Origin of the sequence: Mucilaginibacter sp. NFX135 (assembly GCF_048565145.1) — a bacterium.
Taxonomy (GTDB): domain Bacteria; phylum Bacteroidota; class Bacteroidia; order Sphingobacteriales; family Sphingobacteriaceae; genus Mucilaginibacter.
Genome location: NZ_CP183412.1, coordinates 2,607,947 through 2,623,594, shown reverse-complemented (window position 1 = coordinate 2,623,594; position 15,648 = coordinate 2,607,947). Strand labels below are relative to the sequence as shown.

General features: G+C 43.9%; 16 protein-coding genes. 6 read left to right on the top strand and 10 right to left on the bottom strand.

The genetic code is table 11. The annotated features are described in order from the left end of the window. Positions 1 to 256 precede the first annotated feature (256 nt). The 3 genes from ACNURT_RS11270 to ACNURT_RS11260 are packed head-to-tail and all read right to left on the bottom strand — an operon-like array spanning position 257 to position 2,369. Positions 257 to 1,531 carry an MFS transporter gene (locus ACNURT_RS11270; RefSeq protein WP_419701823.1) on the bottom strand — a complete coding sequence of 425 codons (1,275 nt, stop codon included), beginning with the start codon at positions 1,529 to 1,531 and terminating at the stop codon, positions 257 to 259. Positions 1,532 to 1,539: 8 nt separating this feature from the next. Next, positions 1,540 to 1,773 carry a hypothetical protein gene (locus tag ACNURT_RS11265; protein ID WP_419701822.1) on the bottom strand — a complete coding sequence of 78 codons (234 nt, stop codon included), beginning with the start codon at positions 1,771 to 1,773 and terminating at the stop codon, positions 1,540 to 1,542. A gap of 5 nt (positions 1,774 to 1,778) precedes the next feature. Continuing rightward, positions 1,779 to 2,369 carry a TetR/AcrR family transcriptional regulator gene (locus ACNURT_RS11260; protein ID WP_419701821.1) on the bottom strand — a complete coding sequence of 197 codons (591 nt, stop codon included), beginning with the start codon at positions 2,367 to 2,369 and terminating at the stop codon, positions 1,779 to 1,781. Positions 2,370 to 2,760: 391 nt separating this feature from the next. Here ACNURT_RS11260 and ACNURT_RS11255 point away from each other — a divergent pair, with 391 nt between their 5' ends. Next, positions 2,761 to 2,961, top strand: a complete 201-nt coding sequence (locus tag ACNURT_RS11255; protein ID WP_419701820.1) for a hypothetical protein — start codon at positions 2,761 to 2,763, stop codon at positions 2,959 to 2,961. An 840-nt stretch (positions 2,962 to 3,801) separates the two neighbouring features. Here ACNURT_RS11255 and ACNURT_RS11250 read toward each other — a convergent pair. Both ACNURT_RS11250 and ACNURT_RS11245 read right to left on the bottom strand, forming a co-directional pair. Further along, a complete protein-coding gene (locus ACNURT_RS11250; protein ID WP_090468904.1) occupies positions 3,802 to 4,284 on the bottom strand; it encodes an NADH-quinone oxidoreductase subunit B in 483 nt (160 codons plus the stop codon). Beyond that, the gene (locus tag ACNURT_RS11245) at positions 4,274 to 4,888 is read right to left on the bottom strand and encodes an NADH-quinone oxidoreductase subunit A (RefSeq protein ID WP_419701819.1); all 615 of its coding nucleotides are present in this window, start codon (positions 4,886 to 4,888) and stop codon (positions 4,274 to 4,276) included. Before ACNURT_RS11245 ends, ACNURT_RS11250 begins: the two co-directional genes overlap by 11 nt. Here ACNURT_RS11245 and ACNURT_RS11240 point away from each other — a divergent pair. Both ACNURT_RS11240 and ACNURT_RS11235 read left to right on the top strand, forming a co-directional pair. Next, positions 4,887 to 6,101 carry an NAD(P)/FAD-dependent oxidoreductase gene (locus ACNURT_RS11240; RefSeq protein WP_419701818.1) on the top strand — a complete coding sequence of 405 codons (1,215 nt, stop codon included), beginning with the start codon at positions 4,887 to 4,889 and terminating at the stop codon, positions 6,099 to 6,101. The two genes, ACNURT_RS11245 and ACNURT_RS11240, sit on opposite strands and share 2 nt — an antisense overlap. A gap of 200 nt (positions 6,102 to 6,301) precedes the next feature. After that, a complete protein-coding gene (locus ACNURT_RS11235; protein WP_419699311.1) occupies positions 6,302 to 7,690 on the top strand; it encodes an IS4 family transposase in 1,389 nt (462 codons plus the stop codon). A 298-nt stretch (positions 7,691 to 7,988) separates the two neighbouring features. Here ACNURT_RS11235 and ACNURT_RS11230 read toward each other — a convergent pair whose 3' ends face one another. Both ACNURT_RS11230 and ACNURT_RS11225 read right to left on the bottom strand, forming a co-directional pair. Further along, positions 7,989 to 8,444: a hypothetical protein gene (locus tag ACNURT_RS11230; RefSeq protein ID WP_370998121.1), complete on the bottom strand. Its 456-nt coding sequence runs from the start codon at positions 8,442 to 8,444 to the stop codon at positions 7,989 to 7,991. Position 8,445: 1 nt separating this feature from the next. Next, on the bottom strand, positions 8,446 to 9,417 hold the full coding sequence (locus tag ACNURT_RS11225; RefSeq protein ID WP_419701817.1) for a glycosyltransferase family 2 protein: 972 nt from the start codon (positions 9,415 to 9,417) through the stop codon (positions 8,446 to 8,448). Positions 9,418 to 9,566: 149 nt separating this feature from the next. Here ACNURT_RS11225 and ACNURT_RS11220 point away from each other — a divergent pair, with 149 nt between their 5' ends. Then, positions 9,567 to 10,454 carry a cupin-like domain-containing protein gene (locus tag ACNURT_RS11220; protein WP_419701816.1) on the top strand — a complete coding sequence of 296 codons (888 nt, stop codon included), beginning with the start codon at positions 9,567 to 9,569 and terminating at the stop codon, positions 10,452 to 10,454. A 199-nt stretch (positions 10,455 to 10,653) separates the two neighbouring features. After that, positions 10,654 to 11,778 (top strand): NADH-quinone oxidoreductase subunit D, encoded by a 1,125-nt coding sequence (locus tag ACNURT_RS11215; RefSeq protein ID WP_419702127.1) that lies wholly within the window; start codon positions 10,654 to 10,656, stop codon positions 11,776 to 11,778. Positions 11,779 to 12,196: 418 nt separating this feature from the next. Here the strand turns inward: ACNURT_RS11215 and tnpA are convergent, their stop codons facing one another. The 3 genes from tnpA to ACNURT_RS11200 all read right to left on the bottom strand — a co-directional run bounded on the left by tnpA (position 12,197) and on the right by ACNURT_RS11200 (position 14,463). Next, positions 12,197 to 12,637 carry an IS200/IS605 family transposase gene (gene tnpA / locus ACNURT_RS11210; RefSeq protein ID WP_419699343.1) on the bottom strand — a complete coding sequence of 147 codons (441 nt, stop codon included), beginning with the start codon at positions 12,635 to 12,637 and terminating at the stop codon, positions 12,197 to 12,199. Between the two features lie 141 nt (positions 12,638 to 12,778). Beyond that, entirely contained in the window at positions 12,779 to 13,936 is a 1,158-nt protein-coding gene (locus tag ACNURT_RS11205) for a trypsin-like peptidase domain-containing protein (RefSeq protein WP_419701815.1), read from the bottom strand. Beyond that, positions 13,894 to 14,463 (bottom strand): RNA polymerase sigma factor, encoded by a 570-nt coding sequence (locus ACNURT_RS11200; RefSeq protein WP_370998126.1) that lies wholly within the window; start codon positions 14,461 to 14,463, stop codon positions 13,894 to 13,896. The genes ACNURT_RS11205 and ACNURT_RS11200 overlap by 43 nt, the downstream gene beginning before the upstream one ends. 586 nt (positions 14,464 to 15,049) lie before the next feature. Between ACNURT_RS11200 and ACNURT_RS11195 the strand changes: the two genes are divergently transcribed. After that, entirely contained in the window at positions 15,050 to 15,268 is a 219-nt protein-coding gene (locus tag ACNURT_RS11195) for a hypothetical protein (RefSeq protein WP_419701814.1), read from the top strand. Positions 15,269 to 15,648 lie beyond the last annotated feature (380 nt).

Here is a 15,648-nt window from a genome sequence, read left to right as displayed (position 1 = left end):
AGGGACCCTAAGGTTCTTCTCGCAAAAACTCAAAAACGCAGGGTCCTCTCCGAGAGACCCCGCGTGGACATGAATTCCAACACGGTTTTGATGCGTTTTGAAAACTTTAAAAAGTATTGTAATACTGATTATTAAACAGCTACATACCAAACGGTCGGTTTGTTCTCTCTTTTCCGTTTAATAAAACAGCCCGGAGTTCCAATAAAAGGACTCCGGGCTGCTGATATAAATATGAAGAAATTTAACAGCGAAAAGCTTACATTTCTAAAATTACAGGTTCATTGGGGATGATCGATTTGCCGCTTTCGACTTTATTTTTAGTGAGATTATCAACCCTCCGCATTAAAAGGATGGCGATGATGGATATCCCTACAATTACATAGCCTACTATGTTATAATGCTGCAGCGGCGCGCCTTTGCCCTGTTGCGTTACAATCATGCCCGCAACCGCAGCGGCAACACCACCCGCAATTTGCTGTAACGAGGAGTTGATGCTCATGAAGGCGCCACGATCGGCCATATCGGGGATAGCGCTGGTTAAGGCTGATGAAGGTATCATCCTGCTCATCACGCCCATCATCATTAATATATTGTAAAAAATAACCATCGGAAACGCGGTAACCCCCAAATTGGTATACAACACGCACATAAACATCATCCATGTGGTGGCAATTGCAAATATTTTAAACTTGCTGATCTTATCGCTCAGTTTACCTACCAATGGCATAATTACCAATGCACTCAAGCCCGATACCATAAACAGTATAGGCAATTGCCCGTTGGTTAATCCCAGGTTATTGATAGCGAAAGCGCTGCCGAAAGGCATCATCATAAAACCACCTATAGAAAGCAACGCTGTAGCCGCGAAGCCTATGCGATAATTGCTTTTGGTAACCGTATGTAACAAATGTTTAAAAGCCGATTTTTCGGTTTTGATGAGTAAATGCGCTATCACTGGTTTCATTTTAATGGCTATTAAAGCTGCAATGCTGATGCTTAACAGGGCTACCATCCAGAATGGAGCTTCCCAACCCCAGGCATTGGCTAAATAAAGACCGATAGGAATCCCAAGAACCTGACTTGCGCCAAAGCCCATCTGTACAAAACCCATCACACGTCCGCGTTGTTGCAGGACAAACAGATCGGTAATAATAGCCATAGATATGGAACCGATAACCCCGCCAAACAGACCGGTAATGATACGCGCGGCAACCAGCATGGCATAAGATTGTGCCAAACCGCAAAAAACAGTACCGGCAATAAAGCCCAGGTAAAAGAATAGCAGCAGCTTTTTACGATCAAACTTATCGGCAAAGCCGGCGGTTAACAAGCCCGATATACCCGCGCTAAACGCATAAGCCGATACGGCAATACCAAAAGCCGAGGGTTTCAGGTTAAGTGATTTCATCAATATATCGCCAAGGGGCGACATCACCATAAAATCAAGTATCACGGTAAACTGGGTGATAGCCAGTAAAAATATAATGAGTTTTTGGTAACCTGTAAAAGCTACCGGTTGTTGATTATCCATATTGTAATTTAAGTTAGTTCATAGCATTGGTAGCCATGATGATTTATGATTTCGATAATTTGTGTATGCGACAGTGTTTCTGATATGATCCGCAATACATAGTCGCTATCCTCCATGTCAATATTCCAGCATTGTACCGCGGGATGCTTATCCAGTATGGTATGCAGCAGCTGTTTACCCTTATTGCTGCTGATGTTGGTTTTAAACAGGAGGATGTGATTAAAATCTATAGCCGTTTCCATCAGTTTTACTTTTTCAGAGATTTTACAACCAGGTCAAACGCCCTCCAGAGTATTTCGTCGGTCATCTTAAATGGCTTACCACTCAAGCTTTTTCCCTCCATATCAAAGCGGATGAGGTTGTATAAAGTACCAAACGCGATTGACCAATAAACCTCAAAAGGCATAGTTTCTATCTCGCCGCGCGCTGTAATATTGTGCATAAACCTGGTCATGGCGCTGATAAATCCGGTCATAAAGCCCGAAAGAAACTCTTCCTGGTAACTTGAACTGCGCAGCTGATCAAAAAACTGGTTCATCTTGGGATTTTCCCTGGCGTAACGGTAACGGTTTTCCCATTGCTTACGCAAGCCTTGTTCAAATGGCTCTTCCGGATCAAAGTCTTTGATAAAGGCTTCTTCCATCACCCTCAGTTCCTCCATAGCCACTTTCATGATCAGGTCGTCGCGGTCTTTATAATATATATAGGGCGTAGCTACCGAAATATTACAGGCCCTGGCCAGCTTATTCATACTAAAGCCTTCTAAACCATCTTTGATGATGAGCTCAATAGCTTTTTGCTTTACCAATTCTTCCTTATCTGTATTTCTTAATCGCATAACGGCTCAAAGATAAATAAATATTCATTCATTTATAATGATGTTTTATTTATGTGACTATTTTGACAATGTGAAACAGACGTTTTTCTATAAGTTCTTAACCTTTATAAAAAAAACCGTGGGCAATTCACTATAGGTAACATTACCGCTTTTGTCCACTCAGGGTCTCTCGCAGAGGACCCTGAGTTATAGACTATTTTTGGACAACCTTAGGGTCCCTTTCAGGAGACCCTAAGGGGACACTATCGCACTGCCTCCTGCTTTTTAATATTCGCTCATCTTATATGTTCCTAACTTTTGTCGAAAAACACCATGGTCAATTTACTATAAAGTAACATTACCGTTTTACTTTTAAGAGCAAGTAAATTAACCACCATTTAAAACAAAAACCATGAAAAATTTAAAATTGAAAGCGTTAGGGCTTGGCGTTGCCGAAGTACTGACAAGAACACAATTAAAAAATGTAACAGGCGGTGCCAGCGGTCCTACCTGCAGCATTAACCAGGGCGGCTGCGCCACAAGCATTACCTGCGCCGGCGGCGAGATATGCCGTTGTACCGAAAACCCATGCTGGTGCGGTTGCCGGGGTTAAGCTAAACTTCCTAAATGTTTAAAAGGCAAGGGTGTCACCCTGAGCCCCGTCGAAGGGCTCGCGTAAAGGCCTGCCCATCATGCTTCGACGAGCTCAGCATGGCACCCTTTTTCAGATAACACGGACTTTCACAGCGGCCGGAGGCCGGGTAATAACGGTCACTCGGCTGGAGTCGAGCGACTGCATGGGGAAATTCTGAGGAAAAAAGATTTGTCATACTGAACGATTGAAGTATCTATTCTGCGATATGCATATTGAAGAAGATCCTTCGCTTCGCTCAGGATGACAATGTTATTATGAGATAAGCCTTTTTAGTTCCACCCTTCGGGAGGGCTGCTGTCGGTTTGTGCGGTGGCAGGGAGGGGTTTATATGCCATCCTGATTAATTCGCCCATTCAAGCGTCCTCGCTTGAATGATATTTTAAAGTAAGCGTCCACGCTTACCCATTTTGACACGATAATCGTAAGCGTGGACGCTTACCTTCACTATAGTTCAAGCGAAGGACGCTTGAACTGGCGGGGTCCACTTGCGTTATCATAGATGCCGTTATCTTTTAATAAAAAATAAAAAACGAGGTGTAACGTGCCAAATCCATACCAAATAAAAAACGACTTCAGATTTCGTAAGGACGTGTAGTTAAAAAAGCAACTAAATATTTGCGGGAAAATGGTATAGAAGATCAAAAGTCTTTCTTATGCTCATCTGCGCCCAAATAGTTATAAATAAGAAACGATAGATGCTATCCCATAAAACCAAATACTAAACTTATCCCAAGAGGTTAACTCCTCGAAATAAAATAATGCCTTTTTTGTGGTTCGACGTTTAGGCATACCTAATTTTTACGCCTTCACCCAATGTTCCTGCTCAATTTTCTTTTGCAGTTCCAGTATGGAGCCGATGAGGGCTTCGGGGCGGGGTGGGCAGCCTTGTACGTATACATCCACAGGGATCACTCTATCTACCCCTTTTACTACGTGGTAGCCGTGCTGCCAGTACGGACCGCCGCAGTTGGAGCAGGAACCCATCGAGATCACGTATTTAGGCTCAGGCATTTGCTCGTACAGGCGTTTGATGCGTTCGGCCATTTTAAAGGTAACGGTACCGGCTATAATGATCACATCGGCCTGGCGGGCTGATGGACGCGGGAAAACACCAAAACGGTCCAGGTCATAGGTAGAAGCCATAGAACCCATCATTTCAATAGCGCAGCAGGCTATCCCAAAGCTCAAGGGCCATAGTGACGACAGGCGCGCCCAGTTGAGCAGATCGTCCAGTTTGGTTACGACAACACCGCCGCTTTCACTTGTTATATCACTGCTCATTGGTTGGCTTTTTAAAGGTGGGTTTAAACATGGGTTTCCGGACAGGCGCGGTTTCGGCAGGCGTTTGTGCAACAACTGCTTCGGCAACTACAGGCTCATTACCCATATTAAAGGGTTTTACAACAAATTTCCCCTGCTCCATATTCAATTGTTCATACAAAAATGTGGGAATAGTTACATCGGTTATAGGCACCACGGGTTTGGCTTTTATCCATTCCAGGTCGCCTTTACGCCAAACGTAAACCAGGCCCAATATCAGGATGCCTAAAAAAATAAACATTTCGGCCAGCGAGAACCAGCCCCAGCGGGCATCCTGCGCTATAATTTCATGACTTCCAAATACGGTTGCCCAGGGAAATATGAACACCATTTCCACATCAAACAATAAGAATATGAGGGCAATAACATAAAACCGCGAATTAAAGGGTAGCCAGGCATTGCCGGTAGGTTCTTCGCCGCATTCGTATGAGGTTAATTTCTCATAATTCGGATTTTTTGGAGCAAGCAGGCGGTTAATAAAAAATATTACACCTACCATTATTATTCCGGTGATCAGGAAGATGAGTATCTTGCCAAATTCTGATATTTGCGAAACATCGGTCATGACTACAAATTTAACAAAACAAACCCATTTTGATGCAATAATTATTGGCGGCGGTGCTTGTGGACTCATGTGTGCCGTACAGGCCGGCTTTTTGGGCAAGCGTACGCTGATACTGGAAAAGGCCGACCGTGTAGGCGCCAAGATCCTCATCAGCGGGGGCGGCAGGTGTAATTACACCAACCTGTACGCTACCGATCAGCAGTTTATCTCGCAAAACCCGCATTTCTGCAAATCGGCCTTTTCCCAATGGACGGTGGAGGATACCATCAGCTTTTTTGAAACTTACGGCATTGAAGGCAAGGAGAAAACGCTGGGGCAACTTTTCCCGATGAGCGACAAGGCCAAGGATGTGGTTCAGGTTTTTATTGACCTGTGTGCCGATATGGACCAGGAGATCTGGTGTGATGCCGAGGTTAAGATGGTAGAAAAAACTGCCGATGGCTTTACCGTTCGGGCCGAAGTTAACGGTAAGCAGGAATATATCAGCGCACCCAGCGTAGTGATAGCCGCCGGTGGTTTGCCGATACCAAAAATGGGAGCTACTGACTTTGGCTTGCGTACCGCGCGTCAGTTCGACCTTAAAATTGTGGATACCGCCCCTGCCCTTGTCCCGTTGACCATTACCGGGAAGGATCAGCCCTGGTATGAGCAACTGAGTGGCAACAGCATTTTTTGCCGCGTTTGGAACGACAAGATCAGCTTTGAAGAAAACATTCTGTTTACCCATTGGGGACTGAGCGGTCCGGCTATCCTACAGATCTCCTCCTATTGGAAACCCGGCGAATACATCAACATAGATCTATTACCCAACCAAAACATAGCCGACCTGCTGCTGCAGGAAAAAGAAGCCAACGGCAAAAAGATGCTGCTGGCTTATCTGGCTGGCTTATACACCCGCAAATTTGCCGAGGCTCTGAGCGATAAACTCCCCGTAGAGAAAAACCTGGCATCGCTCACCAAAACGGATATCGAGAACATCAGCGAGCTGATACATGAGTTTAAAGTAAAACCCGCCGGCGACAAAGGCTACGACAAAGCCGAAGTAATGCGCGGCGGCGTATCCACCGAAGAACTATCCTCCAAAACACTGGAAGCCAAAAAAGTTCCCGGCCTGTTTTTTGGTGGTGAATGCGTGGATGTGACCGGCTGGCTGGGCGGCTATAATTTCCAATGGGCCTGGGCCAGTGGTTTTGTGATAGCGCAGCATGTTTAGCCTCACCTAAAGTCCTCTCCAAAGGAGAGGACTTTAAATAGCATTGTTTTCAGTTCCCTCCGAGGCGACTCACCCGATCTGCGCTGCGCTGGATCCCCCTCTCTTCGCCTGCGGCGGAAAGAGGGGATTTCTTTTTTAGTTCCCTCCCGTAGGGCTACTGTGTGGACACAAGTATGCTATAAAAGTTCGATTTTTGCGAAATGGATGAACCTATAAATTCGAACCCTGATTTTAAGGGAGCATTTGGCGATAAACGGATAGAAAGGCGTGCGACTGATGCATTAAGGAAGCTAACCACGGGCCGTAATAGTAGTTTACGACAGATCACAGAAACAGATGCAGAACAAAAAAGCTTCTATCGTTTGTTTAACAACGAAAGTTTCAGCGAAAGCGCTATAGAAAAAAGTATAGTTGATCGTTGCCGGAGATTAAGTTCGGGCCGCCATTTATTGTGTATACAAGATACCACAGAGTTTAACTTTTCATCCAAGCGGGGACGAATTAAACCTAAAAGTGGATTAGGAACTACTTCAAGGGATGATATTCTGGGCTTTATGTTGCATAGTAGTTTAGTAGTTGATGCAGAGCATAGTCATGCATTGGGCTATTCTTATATTAAAACATGGGAAAGGCCCGCAGATACTCCGGGGAAACATGATCGTGATTATCAGCATTTACCTATCCAGGAAAAAGAATCTTATAAATGGATAGCGGCAGCCAATCAGAGTAAAGCGTTATTGGAGCAGGCAAATGCGATAACCATCGTTGCAGATCGGGAAAGCGACATTTACGATCTGTTTGACGTAGTTGAAAAAGACAAAGTACATTTACTGATCCGCTCTAATCATGACCGGTTGATAAGCGGGAAATTAAAGCTAAGCGGTTGCCTGAATGCCTTACCTGTTATGTATAGTTATGATCTTGCTGTAGCGGGCGATATCAGAAAGGCCAGCAGTAAGCGTATTGTTCGAATGGGGCTAAAATGGGCTAAGGTTGAGCTTTTAAAGCCGGTTTCCTGCAGAAATGAACAATTGGCAAACGTTCAGGAAATATATGTGGTAGAGGCAGCTGAACAAAACAAAGGTATTTACTGGCGGATATTAACCACACATGAAGTAACAACAGCCGAACAGGCCTTGCAGATCATTTGCTGGTATAAAGAGCGCTGGCATATTGAACAGATCCACCGTTTACTTAAAACAGACGGCTTCAGAATCGAAAAATCTCAACTGGAACAAGGTTGGGCTATACGCAAACTTACTTTGTTGGCGATGATGGCAAGTCTGCGTATCCTGCAGATGATGCTCGCATATCAGGATGATAATGAACAATCTATAGATGAGGTATTTGATCACCAGGAACAAAAATGTTTACAAATGATAGCCAAAAAGTTGGAAGGGGCAACAGAGAAGTTAAAGAACACGGCAAAAGTAAACACCCTGAAATGGGCAACATGGATAATTGCACGCATAGGTGGTTGGAAAGGGTATACTTCTCAAAGAAAACCAGGCCCGATCGTCTTGCAAAAGGGCCTGGCTAAATTCTATAACGTTTATGAAGGATGGCTACTCTATCAAGATTACAACTAAAAGATGTGTCCACACAGTAGCCCCCACGGGAGGGGTGCGATTGGTTTGTGTGCGATGGCAGGGAGGGGTTTATGCGTGATGAAAGCTCACATGGTATAGAAACCCCTTCCACCCCTTCTCCGAGGGAAGGAATCACACGGCCCCGGGCTTTTATTTTATCTCCTAAAAATATTGCTTTTTTGCTCCCCTCTTGAGAGGGGGAGCGATGGATGGTGTAGTAGCAGGGGTGTGTTCATGAAGCGGAAAAACACCCCCCTCCACCCCCTCAAGAGGGGAATCGCGCAAGGCCAGCCCTCTACTACGCTATCAGTCCAAACTGTTTTAAATGGTGGGTAAAGTGTTTGCCGTGCCATATAAGCCATTCGTGGTGATTCATGGGGCCAAAGCCTCCGTGGATGGCCGTGATGCCGGGTTGTTCAAAATAACGATCAAAAGCTTCCAGCTCTAGCATTAGTTGGTTTACAGCGCTTACTATATCAGGGTACTGGTAATGCTCAGGCGGTTCTTGAAAAACTACATTTCGCCCTATCTCTATGTCGGAGTATACCATTAGCTGTTTCATTTGATAAGCTTTGTCGGCCGGCTGCTCACAAAAAGGTATCTTTTTGCCGTTTGTCCATTCCACCTGGTCAACCAGGTGTTCTACCATTTGCTGGGGTTTCATTTTACCCCAAATGGGCGTAGTTTGCGGATCAAGCGATAATAGTAACTCGCGCAATTCTGTCCGGTTGTTGATATCAAAAAATTGTCCCATTTTACCGTTCTACTATTTCATAATTGCGGTATTCGCCTATGCGCCAGCCTGTCAGCTGCTCTACGCGTTGCAAGAATTTACGGCGAAAGGTCATGTTTTTGCGCAACGCCTTGGTACTAAAATCGATCTTCCAGTTGGTGGCGGCTATGCGCTTTTGCATAGGCGCCGGGTGTGTACCATTAAAACGCACCAGTTTATCAGCATTGCCGTAATCAAACTCAAAGGTTTCGGGCAGGTTTTGTTCCATCCAGGCATCGTCGTGATAAAACTTGTTGAAGTTGCGGATCTTATTGTTCAATCCCTGCGGCGGTTTGGCCCAGCCGTAATGGTAGATATAAGCATCGATGAGTTTTACCTTGATCTTACGGTCGTTTAGCCGGAAACCCTGCGCGTCGCGATAGGCCCGGATTCCTTTAATGTTCTTCATCAGGCGGATCTCACGACGATACCAGCGACGGGAATCGCCGTAAAAATCGTAGGAGCCATAAAAGTGCAAGTATTTAAACAGTAACCCTTCTATATTAGGTTTGTTCAGCGCCTCCTCCATTTCTTTTTTGATGAGGGGATGGTATTTTTCGTGCACTGCTTCATCACCCTGGATGTAAAAAGCCCAGTCGGTATCCGGCGATATGGCATCAAAAGCTTTGTCGGTTTCTACGGCAAAAACCCGCCCGCCATCTTTCAGGGTATCATCCCAAACCGAATCAATGATCCTGATCTTGGGCGAACCAATGGCCTCGATCAATTCACGGGTATCATCATCAGAGTTTCCGGACATCACAATAAACTCATCGCAAAGCGGCAAAATAGAAGTAATGGCTTCAACAATGGGATAATCGTTTTTAACCGCGTTTCTGATAAAGGTAAATCCGGATACTTTCATTAAGCCAAAGGTATTTAAACAAGGGGTTATTTTAGTAAAAGTTATGGGATATTTATTGTAGCCAAAAATCCGGCTATGCATTTTGTTCATCCAATCTTCATGTTATTTTACAACCTTCAAATGCTATTCTGCGTAACACAGTTGAAGCCCATCTGCCTCCTAACTTTAAAGAAATCAATTAATTATTAAGCTAACAGTTTAATCTTACTAAACCTGTATCACCCTGCAACCCGTTTAATATGGATATCATCAGAAGAGACAATATTACTTATGAGGAGTTTATGGAAGAGCATTATAAGCCTGGCATCCCGCTGGTGTTTACCAATGCTGCCAAAGTGTGGAAGGCTAATGGGCTGTTTAGTCCGGATTGGTTCCGGACCAATTACCCCGACCGCAAAACCGATTGCCGGGGCATCACTTATACCATGCAGCAGGTAATGGATATGGTGGAAGCCGCTACCGAGGAGAATCCGGCGCCCTACCCTATCATCTTCAATATCCCCGGTACCCTGCCCGAGATACTGCCCCTGCTTGATCCGCTTGATTTGAACTATGCATCACCCAACTGGCTAAAGAATAAAATGTTCAGCATTGGTAAATGGGGCGCCGCTACCGAAATGTTTGTGGGCGGCCCGGGCGGTAAGTTCCCTTATATGCATATCGACTATTATCATCTGAATGCCTGGATAACGCAATTGTATGGTGAAAAGCGTTTCACTGTTTTCCCGCGCGGACAGGAACATCTGCTTTACCCTCGCCCCGATGATCCATGGCGCTCGGAGCTCAATGTTTTTGAACCCGATTACGACAAATATCCGCTGTTTAAAGATGCCACCCCGATCAATTTCGTGGTAGGTCCAGGTGAAACTTTGTTTATCCCCTTTGGTACCTGGCATACGGCTTATTCACTTACGCCCACCATTTCTGTTGCTTTTGATACCCTGAACAGCAAAAACCACAAGGAATTTATGAAAGATGTGTGGACCTTTAAAAAACGCGACAGTAAACTGAAAGCCTTGGCAATGTATGCCTATGCCGCAGTGGCTACACAAAGCTGTAAAATTGGAGAGGCTTTAAAGGGGAATAAGGATTTTGGGATTAAAGAGCAAGGATTGAAAAATGGATAGAGATAAAGCGAACAAGTCTTTGTTCCTTGCTCCAAAAATCATTGCTCCCTATTTTATAGATTTTTAGCCTTACAAACCAAAAAAATGTTGATTTTTGAAACCTACAAAACAGCATACAACATTGGTGATCACAAATCCGAAATACGAAGAAGCTTTAAATAACTACCATAAAAAAATAGCTGAAGCCAGCGTAGAAGATATGGTGCTGAACATGGGGCCGCAGCATCCGTCTACCCACGGTGTTTTGCGTTTGGAGCTGATAACCGATGGCGAAATTGTAAAAGAGGTGATCCCGCATATCGGTTACCTGCACCGCTGCTTTGAAAAACACGCCGAATCATTAACCTACCAGCAAACCATTCCCTTTACCGACCGGCTGGACTATCTGGCATCTATGAACAACAGCCACGCTTTTGTAATGGGTGTGGAGCGGATGATGGGGATTGATAAGGAGATCCCTAAACGGATAGAATATATCCGGGTGCTGGTTTGCGAACTGAACCGCATTGCATCGCACCTCATAGCTATTGGTACTTATGGTATTGATATTGGCGCTTTCACCCCTTTCCTATGGTGTTTCAGGGACCGCGAACATATTATGGGCATGCTGGAATGGGCCTCGGGCTCGCGTATGCTGTACAATTATATATGGGTCGGCGGTTTGTTCTATGATCTGCCGGTAGGTTTTGAGGAACGTTGCCGCGAGTTTGTAGAGTATTTTAAACCTAAAATGGTAGAGCTTAACCAGCTGCTTACCGATAACCAGGTGTTTATATCGCGAACGGCCAATGTTGGGGTACTGCCCTTGGATGTGGCCATTAACTACGGTTGCTCCGGCCCTATGCTGCGGGCGTCGGGACTTAAATGGGATCTGAGGCGCATCGATAACTACTCGGCTTATCCTGAGCTTGATTTTGAGATCCCCGTTGGCACAGGCGCTATGGGTACCGTGGGTGATTGCTGGGACCGCTACAAGGTGCGGGTGGATGAAATTGAACAATCCTTACGCATAGTGGAACAATGCCTCGACCGCCTGCAAAACGAACTGAAACGTACTCCCGATTTTGATCCGCGAGCTAAAATGCCGCGTAAAATAACCCCCAAAGCGCAGGATTATTATGTTCGTTGCGAAGGAGCTAAAGGCGAACTGGGCTTTTATTTTATAGCCGATGGCAAATCGGAGATTCCAACCCGTGTAAAAGCACGCGGACCAAGCTTTAACAATCTTTCCGTATTATCCGAAATATCCAAAGGCGTACTCATCGCCGATCTGATTGCCATTGTAGGCTCCATTGATTTTGTGTTGGGCGAAGTGGACAGGTAGAGCCCCCTAACCCCCTGAAGGGGGAACTTAAAAAACAATATCGAACATCCAATATTGAATTTCGAATAATGAAGGTAAAAAACTTCGGCATTCAAAGTTCAATATCCTTGCGCTCGTTTGTAACGAGCGCTTAACATGGGTTTGCGTTTAAAACGCAAGAGCGATGCAATCGCCTGCCCACAATAAGCACTCGTTACAAACGAGCGCAAGTAGAATGTTCGATTTCGGATTCCTGAACCTTGATTTACCTGCCGAGAAGATTAAATGATTTCTTGTTCGCTTAAATCATAGTAATCTGGTAATCCGATAAATCAAGGTTCAGACATAAACCAAATCCGAAATCGAATATCCGAATTCCGACGTAAACAACCCCCACCTGAGGTGGGGGCTTTTGCTTTACCCCTGAAGGGGACATTCATTAAAATAGTTTCAGATCTGTTGAGCCATCTTCTTTCCGATCTTCATCCTCCTGATATTTTACATAGCGCTTGATCCGTTCTTCGTCAACTCCTACTGTGCTCACAAAATATCCCCTACTCCAAAAATGATTCCCCCAGTAAGGTTTTTTTCGTAACGTCGGATAACTCTTGAACATCATCATCGCCGTCTTACCTTTGAGTATCCCCATAAACTCACTTACACTCATCTTCGGCGCTATACTACACACTAAATGCACATGATCTGGAATGATATTCATCTCTAATATTTCTACATCTTTCCATGCACAGAGCGAACGTATCTTATCATCAAGGGCATCTGCTACAATATCACGCAAAACCCGGAAACGGTATTTCGGTGTCCAAACAATGTGATAGACACAATAGTAAAAGCTATGTGATAATTTTTTATACTTCGTCACTATGCTAAGTTACGAAAACCGGCTTAGCCTTTGACCATGACCTACCGCCATAGGCGGTGGTTTTTTAGGTCAATAAAAAAGAGGCACCTTACGGTACCTCCTTTTCATTTTAATATATTAACTTTTATTGGATTGGGCAAATTAATTGTAAACTTTAACCATGAAAACATAGTCTTTAAGTTTTTTTAGCTGTTGCTTACGACCTAAGCCAGCCAAGGTATTCCTTGTACTCAAGATTAACGACCTGTCTAAAGAGTCGGATGGTATATTTTGAATCGCTTTGAGCAAATAAGCCGATTTTACAGCGAACGCTGCTCCGGCTATCTGTGTTTGCTTGGCATTGATGATCCCGATCACATTGCCTTTATCATCCAGCAGCGGACCACCACTGTTACCCGGATTAACCGGTATTGAGACCTGGTATTCGGTAGTATCACCCTGGTAACCAGTTGAAGAGGTTAATGCACCCTGTCCAAAAACATCTTTACCGTCTGGATAACCGAAGGTGAATACGTTTTCACCAAGATCTGTAGATGAACGTTTAAAGTAATAAGGTACAGTGCCTAACTTTGTAAAAGTTGAATCATTGATCTGTAATATGGCAATATCATTTGCAGGTTCGGTGTAGATCACTTTGCTATGGAATGATTCGCCGGCAGCATTTTGCACATAAACAGAATCTGCATCTTTAATAACATGATAATTGGTTACAATATACCCGTTTGATGATAATGCAAAACCCGTCCCTCTGAAATTACCAGGGTTGGTTCTGCTTCCTTTTATATCTTTTATAATATTGTTAGTACGGGTATTCAGCGTTTCCTGCGAATGCTTCAGATTACCTATCTCCTGGCTTAACCGTTCAAAATTCGATTCGTGGTTATTTAATTTACCAGTAAAAAACAAGGTACCCAACACAGCAAATATAGCTATCGAAGCAGCAACCGATATTTTAGAATGGTGATTACGCCACATGCGCACTACCCAGGTTGGGTGTATGGTTACTTCCTCTTTCAAGGCATGCACATCTATCTCATCATGAATAGCGTTCAGGCGTTTCTCCAGTTCCAGGCGTTCGCCGTATTGTTTTAGTAAGCCAATAAACTGCATGTGCTCAGCAACCCGGCTTTCTACAGTCGCATCGTTTTTTCGGAGCAATTCAAATTGGGTACGTTCTTCGGCGGTCATGCTGCCGTCAAGGTACTTTTCAATTAATTCCGTAAGTTGGTTATCACTCATCTCTTTGCTTTCCTTCCTTATTTCTGCTGAAAAAATAACTTTTTCAGCCTTTGCAGGCATTTATATTTTTGAGTTTTGGCATTGTCAGCATTGGTATAGCCAAAACGTTCGCAGATATCCTGCATTGATCTGTTATGTATATAAAAATCTTCCATAATGGTTTTGCAGGGTTCGCCCAGCAATTGCAGGGCGCTTTCCATTTTACCAAATTGCAGGTCCCGCTCATTATGGTCATCAATTTCTTCTTCAACAGGCAGGTACTCTTCAAAATCACGGATATCGCCCCCGTACCTGTTCATGTGGCTCAGCCTTTTGAGCCAAAGCCTGCGGCAAACCGAATAAATATATGTTTTAAGCTTGCTGCTCAGTTCGAACTTGCCCGACTTGATCTTATTGTAAAGAACGATGATCGCTTCCTGGTAAATATCTTTGGCATCATCCTCATCTCCATTGTTATTGACAATCAACTGTAGTATCATCGGAAAATAGGTAGTGTATAACTTTTTTAACACTATTTCCGAGTTGTTGAGTATACCAAGAACTATCTCGCTATCTGTTGGTGCCGAAGCTTTTAACTCTTTATTCACTCTTAATACTATTTATATGAAATTGTAACCCATCATTATAAAAAATAATTTACCTAAAATAAATCATTAGCATCAACATGGATAGTTTGGTGTTGTAACAATTATAAGCCCGAATGTTTCATCCGTTTTAATACAATAATTTAAACAAGGTAACCCAAGGCTATTTTAACCGCTTTTTTATAAGATGGCAAATCTGCAATAAAAAAACCAGCCTCAAAAACATTTCGTCAACCATGGGTCAACCGGGTGCTTCCACCCCCGGTACCCTTGTGAGAGCAATAGCCCTATGATATAGAAAAGAATCAAATACGCGTATCGACTCACCCCGACATCGCTACGCTCGTCACCCCTCTCTCCGCTTCGCGCATAGAGGGGATTTTACTTTTATTTTCCATACCCTCTTTGCGGCGATGCCGTAGAGAGGGTGGTCCAGCGAAGCGTAGACCGGGTGAGTCGGCTATGCTTCATGATATTTCTCAACAAAGCCTGTTCTGCCAAATTATGGGCTATTACTCTTGTGAGGTTACCTTTTTGTTTTCATTGTATTAACATCAAAAAAACAATTAAAACTTAAAACGTACCAAAAATGAAAACACTTATCAAAACCGGCTTAGCCACATTAGTTATCGCTGTTTTTTTCACAGCCTGCGATCCTCCAAAATCTCCGGCTAATTCAACCCCGGTTGATACTACCAAAACTAACGCCGCTAAAATTGATTCGGCTAAAACCCTTGCGGCTGATTCTGCTACCGCGGCGGCGGCTGATTCTGCAACAGCTGTTCTTTCCGATTCAACTAAAAAATAAGCGGCGAATGCTAACAAGCAAAGCTTAGCTGGAGCCATTCCCGAAAAAAAACGGGAAAGGTTTGGAGAGAAATTGTTTGTATAAGAAGCCGTCTAAATTTGATTTAGATTATTTATATGTGATGTAAAAATCATTGCCGTTGACTTTAGTCAACGGAATAATAATTGAAAATTAAGGGGCTTTAGCCAAAACACCACCTGGATAATTAGGCTGAAGCCCGCCTTAATACTTTTTTTTACCGTCGACTAAAGTCAACGGCAATGAATAACCTTTGGTTTTAGACAGCTTCTAAGATTTGTATAGCATTAAAAAAGCCGCTCTCCGGGAGCGGCTTTTGCCATTTAGTGGGTCTTTTTATTTGTCACTTGTTGTAAGGTTAA

Coding starts and splice junctions, on each gene's coding strand:
- ACNURT_RS11270 (WP_419701823.1), bottom strand. CDS start 1,531: ATGGATAATCAACAACCGGTAGCTTTTACAGGTTACCAAAAACTCATT.
- ACNURT_RS11265 (WP_419701822.1), bottom strand. CDS start 1,773: ATGGAAACGGCTATAGATTTTAATCACATCCTCCTGTTTAAAACCAAC.
- ACNURT_RS11260 (WP_419701821.1), bottom strand. CDS start 2,369: ATGCGATTAAGAAATACAGATAAGGAAGAATTGGTAAAGCAAAAAGCT.
- ACNURT_RS11255 (WP_419701820.1), top strand. CDS start 2,761: ATGAAAAATTTAAAATTGAAAGCGTTAGGGCTTGGCGTTGCCGAAGTA.
- ACNURT_RS11250 (WP_090468904.1), bottom strand. CDS start 4,284: ATGAGCAGTGATATAACAAGTGAAAGCGGCGGTGTTGTCGTAACCAAA.
- ACNURT_RS11240 (WP_419701818.1), top strand. CDS start 4,887: ATGACTACAAATTTAACAAAACAAACCCATTTTGATGCAATAATTATT.
- ACNURT_RS11245 (WP_419701819.1), bottom strand. CDS start 4,888: ATGACCGATGTTTCGCAAATATCAGAATTTGGCAAGATACTCATCTTC.
- ACNURT_RS11235 (WP_419699311.1), top strand. CDS start 6,302: ATGGATGAACCTATAAATTCGAACCCTGATTTTAAGGGAGCATTTGGC.
- ACNURT_RS11230 (WP_370998121.1), bottom strand. CDS start 8,444: ATGGGACAATTTTTTGATATCAACAACCGGACAGAATTGCGCGAGTTA.
- ACNURT_RS11225 (WP_419701817.1), bottom strand. CDS start 9,417: ATGAACAAAATGCATAGCCGGATTTTTGGCTACAATAAATATCCCATA.
- ACNURT_RS11220 (WP_419701816.1), top strand. CDS start 9,567: ATGGATATCATCAGAAGAGACAATATTACTTATGAGGAGTTTATGGAA.
- ACNURT_RS11215 (WP_419702127.1), top strand. CDS start 10,654: ATGGTGCTGAACATGGGGCCGCAGCATCCGTCTACCCACGGTGTTTTG.
- ACNURT_RS11205 (WP_419701815.1), bottom strand. CDS start 13,936: ATGCCTGCAAAGGCTGAAAAAGTTATTTTTTCAGCAGAAATAAGGAAG.
- ACNURT_RS11195 (WP_419701814.1), top strand. CDS start 15,050: ATGAAAACACTTATCAAAACCGGCTTAGCCACATTAGTTATCGCTGTT.